Genomic DNA, 13,637 nt, shown 5'->3' with positions numbered 1-13,637 from the left:
TTGTGCAGTTGCGTGTGCAATTGACAGAGCCAAGCAAGGTCTGACTTGAAATTATTGGAGGAGATTTTGATGGTCATGGCTTTCTAACCAGTCATCAAAAGTGGTTTTCCCCACAATCGTTTCGCCCATTCCGCGCAAATCGCCTGAAGCCATGCCTCTACCAAAAACCCCCGGAAGCGGAAACTCGAGAACCAACTTCTTCAAGCCGTCGAAAGCGATCTGCCTTCGAGCCAGATCAACTAACACTTCATTTCTTGGACCAACCAAATCTGTTACGCGCTTAAGTGGTTTTCCTTCTGCGATATCCACTAGGTGTTGCCCCACTTCCCTTGCTGCCACTGGTCGCATAAGGCATTTTGGAAGAAGCGCAATCGGTCCAGGCATACTTTGCAGTTGCTGGGTCACGAACTCATGAAATTGGGAGGACCTGGCAATTGTGTAGGGGGTTGTTCCTCTTTGGATGGTTCGCTCTTGTTCGAGCTTCCCCGCATAGTAACCACCGTCAATCTCATCGATACCGACGATCGATAAAGCCACGTGGTGTTTCACCCGGGTCTGCGCCTCTGCGCTCAGGATGTTGTTTGTGACGGTTGAAAAGAATTTTCGCGCAGCTTTGGCGCTCAGCGTAGTTTTGTTGGTGACGTCGATGACTACATCCACGCCATCGAGAGCCTCCGCCAAACCCTCGCCAGAAATTAAATCGATGCCATTTCTTCGGGAAATCGAGACAACTTCGTGTCCTCGGTTTTCGGCAGCCGTGACGGCAAACTTACCCACTAGTCCAGTCCCACCGGCGAGAGCAATCTTCATCAAAAACCTCCCTCTCTAAAATAAGACTCGAGAACGGAAGTGTCCAATTCAGGAACCGGATTGGGTTAGTTCGAATCCCGCATTCTCCGCCAGTAACTCCCTTGATTTAGAGCCTCAGTAGGGGCGTTTATCGAGGGAGTTTTTGCTTAATGTGCAACTTAATGTGCACTTATGGAAGAGTCACCGGTCTCTCGTGTTCCACATCGGCTGATAGCACCGTGAAGCCCAGTTTTTCATAGACCCTGAGTGCATTCGATGCGTTCTCAGTGTCGACACCTAGCTCCGCGTGAACATAGCCCCGTCGAGAAAAGTGAGCCAAGGCTGTGCCAAGCAGCAACTGACCAAATCCTTTACCTTGATGATCCTTGTTAACTCCGAGCCGAACCACAAAACCTCGCAACTCCAGCCCATCGATGTCATCTAGCCATATGAATCCTTCTGCACTTCCATGTAATTCAAGAAGATATATGCCATCCCTGGGGATGCTTTTATCCGCCTGGATCCTCTTGACCCAAGAATCAAAATCTCTTGGTACAAATCCGAAGTGCTCTGCAAATGAGTTTTGATGGACTGCATGCATTTTTCTCAAGTCATTAATGTTGTCTAGTTCAACATTTCTGACCTCAACACCCTCTGGCGGGACAGGTGGTTTGAGATTTGGTGCTACTGGTGCTCGAAGTGTGTTGTAAACACGTATGGGCATAAAGCCTCTTGAAGTTGCGTGGACCAAGTTTTCACTATGTTTGTGATTTATCGATACTTGTATCTTGAAGTCTGGATACTCTCGCTGTGATTCAAGGATCAGCCAGTCAAGTAGAGCCGGGTATCTTGAGTCGCCAGCTCGCACAGCGATGATTGGCTCCAGTATTTTGGCACTCAAATCTGGATGCAGATTGCCAACGCCAAAAGGAACAGAGTTTTCGTTGTCACTGAAGAGCCAAGTTGGAGATGGATCATTAGGGCTTTCGATCATCATTCTGGCAATGTCGATTCCATAGTTGCCATGATCTGGATCTACTCCGTTTACTTCAGAATTCAGAATCTCGAGAGCTAGCTCTGCGTCTTCAAGGGTTGCTTGACGAACAAACAGCGAGGGTGTCTCGGCATTGGTCTGACTCATGATCCCCCATGAATTTCTTAGCTAAACAGGTGATGCTAACCCAGTCGTAGTTTTCTAGCGACTCAACATCAAGTTTATGCTCACTGTTTTGATTCGAGAATTGGCGCGTCAACGAATGAATCCGGGGCGGCAATTCGCAGCTGCTAACAAGATGGCGTAGAAAGATGGCGTAGAAAGTGATTCAGGAAGTCTTAAACCCAGTGTTTATGCGGGCAGGAGGATGGTAGGTCGAATCAAGCATTCTCCGCCAGCAACTCCCTCGATTTAGAGACTCATTGGAGGCGAAGATTGAGGGCTCCGAAGCAAAGCATGGTGGGCTTGTCAGACTGACTCCTCTAGGTGCGGAAATGATCAGTCTCTCAACTATCTGAATCCAATTCACCTTTTCGGCACGGGCATGCCAAGCAGTTTTTCTAGGTCGAAACGCTCGCTCTTGCGCCATGAGTCCTCGACAAACTTTGCGTAGCGCTTCTTGTTGAGAAGCTGATCCTCTTTCGACTCCATCAGATGCCAGGTTGCAGCTTCGAGAAAGCGCAATTTAGTGTGAAGTTCGATTAGCTGAACATCTCGCTCGGATATCTTGCCGGCTTTGAAGTATTCGTTGAGATAGGTGACAATCAGGTCGCGCTGAATTGCTTTTTTCTCGTAGAGCATTGAGTGAATCACTACGCCAAGCTCAAAATACTTTGATGCCCAACCGGCTTCGGCCCAGTCGATGAGAACAGGGCGCTTAGGTTGAAACACAACGTTAGAAAAATGGCTGTCGCTGTGAACGAAGGTCAAATCTTCTCGCGCAAGTTCGTGAGCCTTGAGTGCACGGGCTATGGAACGCGCATACTTCACAAGTTCAGGAGAATACTCCTCAGCATTGGACTTTGAGAAAATCGGCTTAAGCATTCTGGCCGAGTTCCATTCGGCTTTCTTAGTTTTTCCATCCCGCGCAAATGCTTGGTGCAGTTTGCGGTGCGCATCGGCAAGCAGTTTTGCGTGTTTTGGTAGCGCCCTGCCTTCTACAATCTTGCCTGAGGCATATGAATACGAAACCATGTCGAATTGCTTTAGTTGTTGACGTTTCAAAACTGTTGGTGCTGAAATCTTTCTTTTGCGCAGCAGAATTAGGTTATTGATTTCTTTTTCGAGTTGTAAAGCCAGCTTTTTGCTTCTGCGAACAAACTTGTAAACGGCTGAGAGTCTCTTGTTGACTACTGTGATCGATTCGTGGCGAAATGCCTCAACCGTAAAGCACTCGGGTTCATCGATGCTATCGAGTGCCGCGACAATCTCAGCAGGAAGTGAGTCAAATGAAACGGTCTTTGCCATCTCTTAAGTTTAAGGGCAGCATGATTTTGAGGTCAGGCATTGGTATTCGTTAGGCTAGCTCTATCTACAGCTAACTACCCCAGAAGTACGTGAGCAAAGGGCTGTTCGAATCCCCCATTCTCCGCCAAAGCAAGTGCTTTATAGCGCTTTCAAAATGTCGTTGACTTTTTCCTTGGCGTCACCAAAAAGCATCTTGGCATTTGGCTTGTAAAACAGCGGGTTGGCAACACCGGCGTAACCAGAAGCCATCGATCTCTTGAAGACAATCACGTTCTCGGCCTCCCAAACCTTTAGTACTGGCATACCTGCAATTGGGCTTGTTGGGTTTTCGGTTGCAGCTGGGTTCACGGTGTCGTTAGCTCCAATAACCAAAACCACATTGGTCTTGGATAGATCGTCGTTGACCTCATCCATTTCTAGAACGATGTCGTATGGAACCTTGGCTTCTGCAAGAAGTACGTTCATGTGACCTGGAAGTCTTCCTGCCACAGGGTGAATACCGAAACGAACCTCAACACCCTTCTCGCGAAGTTTCTTGGCAAGTTCTGCAACAGGGTACTGTGCCTGAGCTACCGCCATGCCGTAGCCCGGTGTTATAACAACAGTCTTAGCGTTGCTCAACAGTTCAGCTACCGATGCTGCATCGGTCTCGGTGTGCTCTCCGGTTTCCTCTTCGGACTCAGAAGGAGCTTGGATTCCATAGCCTCCAAAGATAACCGAGATAAAGCTTCGGTTCATCGCCCGGCACATGATGTAAGACAGGTAAGCACCCGAGGAACCAACAAGGGCACCGGTTACGATCAGCAAGTTGTTGCTCAAAAGGAAACCTGTTGCAGCTGCTGCCCAACCGGAATAGCTATTTAGCATCGAGACAACTACTGGCATATCTCCACCACCGATGGAAGCAACCAGGTGCCAACCAAGAGCAAGGGCTAGAACCGTTACGGCTATAAGAAGCCCGAGCTCTGGGGTAACAACATAGGCAACAGTTAGGGCTACGAATCCAACTAGGGCAAACAGATTCAGGAAGTTTCTTCCAGGAAGAATCAATGGCTTCGAAGACATCTTCGCTGAGAGCTTTAGGTAAGCAACGATGGAACCTGTGAAGGTAATGGCTCCAATAAAGACACCAATGAAAACCTCCGCGCTGTGAACGGCAGCTAAATCTGGAGACAGCTCCTTAGCGTGCAGCGCTCCGTTCCAACCAACAAGTACTGCTGTTAGACCTACGAAGCTGTGAAAAAGGGCAATTAGCTCTGGCATGCCGGTCATGGCAACTACCTTTGCTCGCCAGAGACCAATCACGGCACCAATAGCTAATGCACCAACTAGAAGTCCAAGGCCAAGCAAAGTTGAGTCGCTCCACTCACCCGAAAATGCCAACCAAATGGTTGCCACCATGGCGATAGCCATACCGGCGATTCCATATCGAACACCGGTTCTACCAGTTTCGTGCTTGCTGAGTCCTGCAAGGCTCATGATAAACAACAGGGCAGCTGCAACATAAGCCGCGTTAGCGATAGCTAGTGCACTCATTAGTTATCTCCCTTCGTGAACATCTTGAGCATTCGGGAGGTAACGGCAAAGCCACCAAAGACGTTGATGCTGGCAAGTAATACTCCAACAGCAGCGAGAATCTGCACCAGCAAAATGGCGTCGGTGATCTGCAATACGGCAGCCACCACAACAATTCCGGAAATGGCATTTGTTACCGACATTAGAGGGGTGTGAAGCGCGTGGTGCACTTTGCCAATCACATAGAACCCGATAACAACCGAAAGCATCAAGACCAAGAAGTGCTCCGGTAGCGGTGCTGGTGCCAGAGTCACAACGCCAAACAATGCCGCTAGACCCAAGGCAATCAAGGCAGCTCTGGTTCTACCAGACATCTTCTTTTTCTCTGGAATCACAACTGGCTCAGCCTTGGCAACCGGTGCCGCTGATACCTGAACCGGTGGCGGTGGCCAGGTGGTAGCGCCGTCTTTGACCACGGTGACCGAGCGCATTACGACATCTTCAAAGTCAATTACAGCCTTGCCGTCCTTGCCAGGAGTTAGCAGCTTCAGTAGGTTCACAAGATTTGTTCCATAAAGCTGCGAGGACTGAGCTGGCAGTCTGGAAGGTAAGTCCGTATAGCCAAGAATGGTGACACCGTTCGCGGTGACAATTTTCTTTCCGGCAACAGATCCAGCAACGTTTCCACCCTGCGCTGCAGCCATGTCAACAATCACACTGCCGGGTTTCATTAGAGCAACATCCTCAGCGGTAATTAGCTTCGGGGCAGGTCTTCCCGGGATTAGGGCGGTGGTAATAATGATGTCAACATCGGCTGCCTGTTCTGAATAAATCTCAGCAGCTCTTTGTTCGTAAGCTTTGCTCGTTTCTTTGGCATAGCCATCGCTTGATTGCATTTGTTCTTCGACCTCAACCAAGAGGTATTGACCACCAATTGATTTCACTTGGTCGGCTACCTCGGGTCTTGGGTCGGTCGCTCTAACAATTGCTCCAAGGCTAGATGCCGAACCAATTGCGGCTAGGCCTGCAACACCAGCACCGGCAACAAGTACTTTGGCAGGTGCAACTTTTCCAGCAGCAGTTACTTGTCCAGTAAAGAAGCGACCAAACTCATGGGCTGCTTCAATAACCGCACGGTAACCTGCGATGTTTGCCATGGAGCTAAGAACGTCCATTGACTGCGCACGTGAAATTCTTGGGACCGCATCCATTGCGAGCGCCGTGACGCCCTGCTTAGAAAGAGACTCGAGTAGTTCAGGCTTTAGAGCCGGGCTCAATACACCAACGAGAACTGCGCCTTTTTTGAGCTTGCTTATCTCGGAATCTGATGGAGCGCTAACGGTAAGAACAATGTCTGCACCCCAGGATTCGGCAGAGCTGCCAAGTTTGGCACCGGCGGCTTCGTAGGCTGAGTCTGGGAAGGATGCTTTAGCTCCAGCACCTTTTTCCACGACAACTTCGTAGCCAAGGGAGCGAATAACCTTCACGGTCTCAGGAGTTGCGGCAACCCTAGATTCGGCTTCCTGCTCAGCGACTACACCAATTAGCGACACGTTTCTCCTTCGGGAAATCTAATTCAGCATAAGTCTAAAGGGACGTTTGGGGTCCAAATGGCGAGCGCCTATTCTGGACGAATTTCCCCGTCGTTAGATTGCTGATTCATCATGGCGGTCAGGGTTTCGTTGGCGGTCTTGACTATTTCGTAAGTCCTCGAAATCAGCTCTTGTGCCGACTGAGAGCTAAGTAGGTCGAGCTGGTCCAATGGGCCAACTGGAAGCACCCCAGCCATCTGCCAGCAGGCGTCCATTGGATCATCGCTGAACTCAATGTCGGCACCAAACTGGAGGCTGCCAAATTCGCTAACAAAAGCCAGTAATTGCCGAACTTTTGTTTCCAGGTGAGCTTTGGCGGGAAGGAGGCTGTCGTCCCAAATCAAATCGGGAAGCAAGTCAATGTCTGCCATTGGATAAGGATCATCTGGTAGCCAAGCGTTTATCCGAAAGCGTTGTGAGCCAAATGATTCCAGACCGAGAAATTCTTCTGTGGTGCCAATCTCGGTAACCGAGGCAATAGTTCCGATACTCATACGCTTTTCTCCCCCACCGACTTCTTTACCGCGCTCGATTAGCACAACTCCAAACTCTGGTTTCTCAGAGGCAACAAGATCGCCTAATAGTTTTAGGTAGCGCTGTTCAAAGATTCGAAGCGGCAGTGGCATGGCGGGCAACAAAACAGAGCCTAGAGGAAACATGGGCATTACTGGCATGGTTCAGTTAGCACTCGACGACGTTGACGGCCAAGCCACCCATGGATGTCTCTTTGTACTTAGTAGACATGTCAACACCGGTTTGTCTCATGGTCTCAATCACGGTATCCAAAGAGATCTTGTGATCGCCATCTCCCAACAGAGCAAGTCGCATGGCAGCTACCGCGGTTCCAGCGGCAATTGCATTTCTTTCAATACACGGGAGCTGAACAAAGCCACCGACCGGATCACAAGTAAGTCCTAGGTTGTGCTCCATGGCAATTTCAGCCGCGTTCTCGATTTGCTCGTTAGTACCACCTAGAACTGCAGTAATTCCTGCAGCAGCCATAGAGCAAGCTGATCCAACTTCGCCCTGGCAACCAGCTTCTGCTCCAGAAATCGACGCATTCAACTTATAGAGCGCGCCAATAGCGCCAGCAGTCAGTAGATACTCGCGCGCAATCTTTTCATCGCTGATTCCACGGAACTGGTTAGCAAAGTACGCAACAGCAGGAATGATGCCAGCTGCACCATTGGTTGGTGCCGTAACAACTCTCATGCCGGCGGCATTTTCTTCATTAACTGCAATAGCGAAGGCCTGCAGCCATTCGGCTGTTAGATCCCCTGCTGCGTTTTCACTCTTGGACATTTCGGCCAGGCGCTCTGTCATACCCCGAGCTCTCCTTGGAACATTCAGATACCCAGGCAAGACTCCCTCGTTACTGAGGCCTGATTGAATACAGGCCTTCATGGCAGACCATATAGCGGTAAGCCTGGCGTGAACGGCCTGCTCGCCATGGACTGCCACCTCGTTGCGAAAGGCAATCTCCCCGAGGGACACCCCTTCGGAATTGGCATGGGCCATCAACTCAACAGCGGAATTGAAAGGGTATGGAACATCCCGGTCAGCTTTTAGGGTTTCTGCTTCGTCTTCGATAAAACCGCCACCAACTGAGAAAAAGACCGCGCTGTGAATAAGCTCTTCGTTTTTGTAAGCCTGGAATCTCATGCCGTTTGAGTGTTTAGTTAGTCGCTCCTTGCGCTCAAAAACTAAATCGCTTTCCCTAAAGGCAACAGTGTTTCCAAGAAGAGAAATCTGCTTGTTGGCTTTGGCGTTCTCATAAAGCTTTAGAACCTCCATCGGATTGCATTGTTCTGGCGTATCGCCTGCAAGACCGGCAACTAAAGCGTTGGTTGTTCCATGGCCTGCACCAGTAGCGGCCAAAGATCCATAAAGAGTTATTTGCAGCCGAGTGATTTCAGCTGGGTTCGAAAGCTCCAGCGCAAAAGCGCGAGCTGCTCTCATCGGTCCCACCGTGTGAGAAGAAGATGGTCCTATTCCTATGGTGAATAGATCTAGTGTTCCTACGTATGACATTTGCTTCCGTTCGTGAAAACGGGCCGGCACAATGCCGGCCCGTTTCTAATCACTAATTTACTATTTGTTGCTCTTGATTGCGTATTCCTCTTCAGGAGACATAACTAGGTTGTGTCTTCCGTATACCGCAAAGATGATCAACATGACCACGTAGATCACGGCGATACCAGCGATAGCTGTTTGGAACGCAGGGTTGATTAGGTATCCAACGAATGAGATACCGGCGATTACTGCAGCAGCAATTGCTCCTGGAACACCCCATGGTGAAACATATGGGCGCTTCAAGTTAGGAAGCTTGCGGCGAAGGATTAGGAAGCTAACTGCCTGCATCATGTAGGCAAGCATGGCTCCCCAAACAGCGATGTTTAGAACGATAGCCCCGGCAACTGCACCGGCACCTTCAGCGTCCAGAGCGGTTAGGACCTGGATGGCTAGAAGAGATACAAGGCCAATTAGTCCACCAACGATCAGCGCTGCCAAAGGCACGTTCTTGCTGTTGGTGACTGATAGCCCCTTCGGGTAGTAGCCCGCCCTAGACAGTGAGAACATGTTTCTGGCGTAAGCAAACATGATTCCCTGCAAGGAAGCAAGCAGACCAATTAGAGCAACTAGGCCCAGTAGCGCAGCAACCTGATCTCCTACCATCACGCGGAAACCGTCAAGTAGTGGTTCTCCAGCAACGCGAAGCTCCTCTGCTCCAACGATTCCTGTGTTTAGGAACAGAACTAACAAACCAGCAACAATCAAAGTAGTTCGGGCCCATAGACCAGCTTTTGGAATGTCTCTTGCTGGATCCTTTGCTTCTTCAGCTGCAAGTGGAAGTTCCTCAATACCTAGGAAGAACCAAACCCCAAATGGAATCGCCCACAAAATACCTTCCCAACCAAATGGTAGGAATGCACTCTGGCCTTCTTCAGGAGCGATGTTGAATAGGTTGTCCCAGCTAAATAGTCCAGAGAAAGCTGCCATTAGCGAGAAGACAAGAATAATCGCAAGCGAAATAACCGCAACGATAATTGCGAATCTAAATGCGGTGTGTGAACCAGCAGCGTTTAGAACAATAAACACTAGGTAGAGAATTATCCACCAAACCCAAGCTGGAAGTGAAACTCCAAGGAGCTCAGTTGTGATTCCATCTGCATACGATGCTGAGAAGAAAACAACAACGGCAGTTGTTGCAACATAGGTAATTGTTTCAGCAAGACCAGTTATGAAACCTCCCCAGGGTCCAATCGCGGTTCTTGCAAAGGAATATGCTCCACCGGTGTGAGGCATGGCAGCTGCCATTTCTCCGATTGAGAACATCAGACCGTAGTACATGACCACCAAAATTCCAAAGGCGATCAAGAGGCCACCAAAGCCTCCGACATCTAGACCAAAGTTCCAACCTGAGAAGTCACCAGAGATAACTGCAGCAATTGCAAGTCCCCAGAGACCCAAAAGGCCAGCCGCACGAGTCAGCTGGCGTTTTTCAAAATAACCATCTTCAGGCTTTTTATATGTAACGCCTGAAATTTTTGTGTTTTCCGAAGGCATTCGGTTTCCTATCCGTCGCTTCGAAGCTGCCCCTTGAATACCGAGGTGCTTCATCCACGACATTGTGAATGGGTTGTTTCACTTCGAATGCTAGACCCATTTGAGGACCCAAAATGGCCCTTTTGGTAAAAATCCTCGTTCAATTTGTAAACAATCCAGAGGGCCGTTCTGGCCCTCTGGACCTAGGTCTAGGCTGGTTTAATAAGCAGTGGAGAACTCTCCTGTAATGTCGTGGTTGGAAAACCAACCTCAAAGAAGAGGAATTACCCTATGGCCACCAAAGGCTACATTTCAATGGACCAGCTCAAAACTCTTTATAAAGCTGGCGAAATAGACACCGTCATCATGGCGTTCACCGACATGCAGGGAAGGCTAATCGGCAAGCGTGTAGCCGCCAGGCACTTCATCGACAACATCGCAGGCCACGCAGCCGAGTGTTGCAACTACTTACTTGCAGTCGACATCGAAAACAACACCATCCAGGGCTATGAGATCTCCTCTTGGGATACCGGCTACGCCGACATGGCAATGGTTCCAGACATGAAAACCATGCGCATGGCGCCATGGCTTCCTGGCAGCGTAATTGTTACTACCGATCTTCACACCACCTCTCATGAAGTAATTCCTCAGTCCCCTCGTTCAATCCTGAAAGCTCAAATCGACAAGCTCGAGAAGATGGGAATGAAAGCCCTGGTTGGGACCGAGCTTGAATTCATCGTCTTTGATGACAGCTTTAGAGAAGCTTGGGCCAAGGGCTATCGTGACATCAAGCCATCAACCGATTACAACGTTGACTATGACCTACTTGCTTCAACTCGTGTAGAACCGCTTCTTAGAGACATCAGAAACTCGATGGACGATGCTGGAATGTATTGCGAAGGTGTAAAGGGTGAGTGCAACCTAGGTCAGCAAGAAATTGCATTCCTATACGACGAGGTGATGACCACATGCGATAACCACAGTGTTTACAAATCAGGTGCCAAGATGATTGCCGACAAGCACGGCAAGAGCTTGACCTTTATGGCTAAATACAACGAGCGTGAAGGAAACTCCTGTCACATTCACATGTCCTTCCGATCCCTGGATGACAAGGCAGTGTTCGCCGACAAAGCCGATCCACTTGGTATGTCAGATACCTTCAAGTACTTCATTGCTGGACAAATTGCCCTGATGCGCGAATTCAGCTTGCTTTACGCTCCTCAGATCAATTCATATAAGAGGTTCGTGGAAGGAAGCTTTGCCCCAACCTCAGTTGCCTGGGGAGCCGACAACCGCACTGTTTCTTTGCGCGTTGTTGGCCAAGGGCTTGGAATGCGAGTTGAAAACCGCGTTCCTGGAGGAGATGTCAACCAGTACCTAGCCACCGCGGCCATGATCGCAGCTGGAATCTACGGCATTGAGAACAAGCTTGAGCTAGAACCGATGACTACAGGTAACGGCTATGCCTCCGGAAAGCCTCACGTTCCAGCCACCATGCAAGAGGCGCTGGAGCTGTTCCAGAATTCAAAGATTGCTAGAGCTAGCTTTGGCGACAAGGTTGTTGACCACTATCTCCACTACGCCAAGACTGAGATTCAAGCTTTCAATAGTGCCATTACCGATTGGGAAAAGGTGCGCGGTTTTGAGCGGACCTAAACCCCTTATTGGACTGACGAGCTACCGCCAGCAAGGTCAAACCGGAGTCTGGGACACCGAGATGGCAATGATCCCTGCCTTCTATATAGAAGGCATTACCCGATCAGGTGGAGTAGCTGTGATGATTCCGCCACAGCAGCTAGAAAGCGCGGAAGCAAAAGACATCATTGCTTCTTTGGATGGGCTGATGCTTTGCGGTGGAAGAGACATTGATCCATCAAGATACGGCCAAGCCCCACATTCCGAAGCCGAAGAACCAGACAAGCTAAGGGACCAGCTTGAAGAAAAACTTTTGTCTGCTGCAATTGAAGCCGACCTTCCTTTTCTTGGAATTTGTCGCGGAGCACAGATGCTAAATATCAATCGCGGTGGAACTTTGATTCAGCATTTGCCAGATGTTGTTGGTGACAATCGCTATCAAAAGGGAAATGCCGAGTTCACTCCGGCTGACGTGTCAGTCGAGGGTGATTCCAAGCTAGGAGAACTCGTCGGGGATAAAGTTTCCAACGCGGCTTTGTATCACCACCAGGCAATTGACCAAGTGGGTAAAGGACTCAAGGTAACAGCCAAAAGTGAAGATGGAATTGTTGAAGCCGTGGAATTAGAAGATCATCCTTTTGGTGTTGCGGTGCAGTGGCACCCAGAGCAAACTCTTGAAGATCTAAGAATCTTTGAAGGCCTAGTCGAAGCGGCAAGAAAGTATCGAGGATCTAAATGAGCTACACCCTTATAAACCCCGCTACCGAAGAGCAGATGGAAACAATTGCTCACGCTGACCTCGGCCAAACCGATGCTGCCATCGAGCTAGCCGCTAAAGCTCAGAAGAAGTGGGCTGCTCTGAACCCTTCGGATCGAGCGATGCTGCTGCACCGCTTTGCAGCCACCGTAGATGCCAACATCGAGGCCCTAGCTCAGCTTGAGGTTCGAAACTCAGGCCACCCGATTTCTCAGGCTCGCTGGGAAGCCACCCACGTTAGAAACGTGCTCGAGTATTACTCGGCTTCTCCAGAGCGACTCATTGGAAAACAGATTCCAGTTGCTGGCGGAATAGCAGTTACCTTCAACGAGCCAATTGGTGTGGTTGGAGTAATCACCCCGTGGAATTTCCCAATGACCATCGCTAGCTGGGGCTTTGCTCCAGCACTAGCGGCTGGCAATGCAGTAGTTCTAAAGCCAGCCGAGTGGACACCTTTATCTAGCATCAAGATTGGTGAGCTTGCCCTCGAAGCCGGTCTTCCAGAAGGACTATTCCAGGTGATCCCAGGTAAGGGATCAGTAGTTGGAGATAGATTCCTAACTCACCCAAAGGTTGGCAAGATTGTCTTCACTGGCTCCACTGAAGTTGGCAAGCAAGTTATGCGCAAAGCGGCTGATCAGGTCAAGCGTGTGACTCTAGAACTTGGTGGCAAGAGCGCCAACATTGTTTTTGCTGACGCCGATGTTGATAAGGCAGCGGCAGCTGCACCTAGTTCAGTATTTGAAAACGCTGGCCAGGACTGCTGCGCAAGAAGCCGCATCTTGGTTGAAGCATCTGTTTATGACCGCTTCATGGAAGGCTTAGAAAAATCGGTCAAGGCTTACAAAGTTGGCGACCCAACCGATGAAACAACCGAAATGGGTCCCTTAGTTTCCAAGAAGCATTTCGAAAATGTTGAACAGTATCTATCAGATGGCAACGTTGCCTTTAGGGGTAATGCTCCAACTGGTAAGGGTTACTTCATGGCACCTGCGGTACTAACTCCAGGCAAGCTAACAGATCGCTGCATGACCGAAGAGATCTTCGGTCCGGTTGTTTCGGTTTACCGATTCAAGGACGAGGCAGAGGCATTAGAAATTGCAAACAGCTCTGAGTATGGACTAAGTGGTTCTATTTGGACTCGTGACCTAGGACGCGGAATCCGAGTCTCAAGAGCACTGGAGAGTGGAAACCTTTCTGTGAACTCACACTCTTCCGTTAGATACAACACCCCATTTGGAGGCTTCAAGCAATCTGGTCTCGGCCGAGAGCTAGGACCTGATGCACCGCTTCACTTCACCGAAGAAAAAACCGTTTACTACCCCGCTGATTAGGAGAAACA

Annotated in this window: 11 protein-coding genes; 3 read left to right on the top strand and 8 right to left on the bottom strand. The window is 49.6% G+C overall.

Going from position 1 to position 13,637, the window contains the following annotated elements:
* Positions 1-51 precede the first annotated feature (51 nt).
* The 8 genes from AC9UES_RS03150 to AC9UES_RS03115 all read right to left on the bottom strand — a co-directional run bounded on the left by AC9UES_RS03150 (position 52) and on the right by AC9UES_RS03115 (position 9,924).
* On the bottom strand, positions 52-810 hold the full coding sequence (locus AC9UES_RS03150; protein WP_509526759.1) for an SDR family oxidoreductase: 759 nt from the start codon (positions 808-810) through the stop codon (positions 52-54).
* 169 nt (positions 811-979) lie between these two features.
* Positions 980-1,930, bottom strand: a complete 951-nt coding sequence (locus AC9UES_RS03145) for a GNAT family N-acetyltransferase (protein ID WP_509526757.1) — start codon at positions 1,928-1,930, stop codon at positions 980-982.
* A 378-nt stretch (positions 1,931-2,308) separates the two neighbouring features.
* Positions 2,309-3,250: a phosphotransferase gene (locus tag AC9UES_RS03140; protein ID WP_509526755.1), complete on the bottom strand. Its 942-nt coding sequence runs from the start codon at positions 3,248-3,250 to the stop codon at positions 2,309-2,311.
* Positions 3,251-3,388: 138 nt separating this feature from the next.
* The gene (gene pntB, locus AC9UES_RS03135; RefSeq protein WP_509526753.1) at positions 3,389-4,786 is read right to left on the bottom strand and encodes a Re/Si-specific NAD(P)(+) transhydrogenase subunit beta; all 1,398 of its coding nucleotides are present in this window, start codon (positions 4,784-4,786) and stop codon (positions 3,389-3,391) included.
* Entirely contained in the window at positions 4,786-6,318 is a 1,533-nt protein-coding gene (locus AC9UES_RS03130; protein WP_509526751.1) for a Re/Si-specific NAD(P)(+) transhydrogenase subunit alpha, read from the bottom strand. Before AC9UES_RS03130 ends, pntB begins: the two co-directional genes overlap by 1 nt.
* 68 nt (positions 6,319-6,386) lie before the next feature.
* Positions 6,387-7,022, bottom strand: a complete 636-nt coding sequence (locus AC9UES_RS03125) for an LON peptidase substrate-binding domain-containing protein (RefSeq protein WP_509526749.1) — start codon at positions 7,020-7,022, stop codon at positions 6,387-6,389.
* Positions 7,023-7,038: 16 nt separating this feature from the next.
* Positions 7,039-8,388, bottom strand: a complete 1,350-nt coding sequence (locus tag AC9UES_RS03120; RefSeq protein WP_509526747.1) for an L-serine ammonia-lyase — start codon at positions 8,386-8,388, stop codon at positions 7,039-7,041.
* A 60-nt stretch (positions 8,389-8,448) separates the two neighbouring features.
* Entirely contained in the window at positions 8,449-9,924 is a 1,476-nt protein-coding gene (locus AC9UES_RS03115) for an amino acid permease (RefSeq protein ID WP_509526745.1), read from the bottom strand.
* Positions 9,925-10,194: 270 nt separating this feature from the next.
* On the opposite strand from AC9UES_RS03115, the gene AC9UES_RS03110 reads away from it, so the two are divergent.
* The 3 genes from AC9UES_RS03110 to AC9UES_RS03100 are packed head-to-tail and all read left to right on the top strand — an operon-like array spanning position 10,195 to position 13,629.
* Positions 10,195-11,559 carry a glutamine synthetase family protein gene (locus AC9UES_RS03110; RefSeq protein WP_509526743.1) on the top strand — a complete coding sequence of 455 codons (1,365 nt, stop codon included), beginning with the start codon at positions 10,195-10,197 and terminating at the stop codon, positions 11,557-11,559.
* Positions 11,546-12,277, top strand: a complete 732-nt coding sequence (locus tag AC9UES_RS03105) for a gamma-glutamyl-gamma-aminobutyrate hydrolase family protein (RefSeq protein ID WP_509526741.1) — start codon at positions 11,546-11,548, stop codon at positions 12,275-12,277. Before AC9UES_RS03110 ends, AC9UES_RS03105 begins: the two co-directional genes overlap by 14 nt.
* Complete coding sequence (locus tag AC9UES_RS03100; protein ID WP_509526739.1) at positions 12,274-13,629, top strand: aldehyde dehydrogenase family protein; 1,356 nt, start codon at positions 12,274-12,276, stop codon at positions 13,627-13,629. Before AC9UES_RS03105 ends, AC9UES_RS03100 begins: the two co-directional genes overlap by 4 nt.
* The last annotated feature ends 8 nt before the right edge of the window (positions 13,630-13,637 follow it).

The sequence above is a fragment of the Rhodoluna sp. genome, assembly GCF_044232805.1.
Lineage (GTDB): Bacteria > Actinomycetota > Actinomycetes > Actinomycetales > Microbacteriaceae > Rhodoluna.
Note: the sequence above shows the minus strand (reverse complement) of the source record. Positions and strands in the feature narration are given on the sequence as shown.

Excerpts from the sequence above, each read along its gene's own strand:
- AC9UES_RS03115 (WP_509526745.1), bottom strand. The coding sequence starts at position 9,924 with ATGCCTTCGGAAAACACAAAAATTTCAGGCGTTACATATAAAAAGCCT.
- pntB (WP_509526753.1), bottom strand. The coding sequence starts at position 4,786 with ATGAGTGCACTAGCTATCGCTAACGCGGCTTATGTTGCAGCTGCCCTG.
- AC9UES_RS03150 (WP_509526759.1), bottom strand. The coding sequence starts at position 810 with ATGAAGATTGCTCTCGCCGGTGGGACTGGACTAGTGGGTAAGTTTGCC.
- AC9UES_RS03120 (WP_509526747.1), bottom strand. The coding sequence starts at position 8,388 with ATGTCATACGTAGGAACACTAGATCTATTCACCATAGGAATAGGACCA.
- AC9UES_RS03145 (WP_509526757.1), bottom strand. The coding sequence starts at position 1,930 with ATGAGTCAGACCAATGCCGAGACACCCTCGCTGTTTGTTCGTCAAGCA.
- AC9UES_RS03110 (WP_509526743.1), top strand. The coding sequence starts at position 10,195 with ATGGCCACCAAAGGCTACATTTCAATGGACCAGCTCAAAACTCTTTAT.
- AC9UES_RS03100 (WP_509526739.1), top strand. The coding sequence starts at position 12,274 with ATGAGCTACACCCTTATAAACCCCGCTACCGAAGAGCAGATGGAAACA.
- AC9UES_RS03125 (WP_509526749.1), bottom strand. The coding sequence starts at position 7,022 with ATGCCCATGTTTCCTCTAGGCTCTGTTTTGTTGCCCGCCATGCCACTG.
- AC9UES_RS03140 (WP_509526755.1), bottom strand. The coding sequence starts at position 3,250 with ATGGCAAAGACCGTTTCATTTGACTCACTTCCTGCTGAGATTGTCGCG.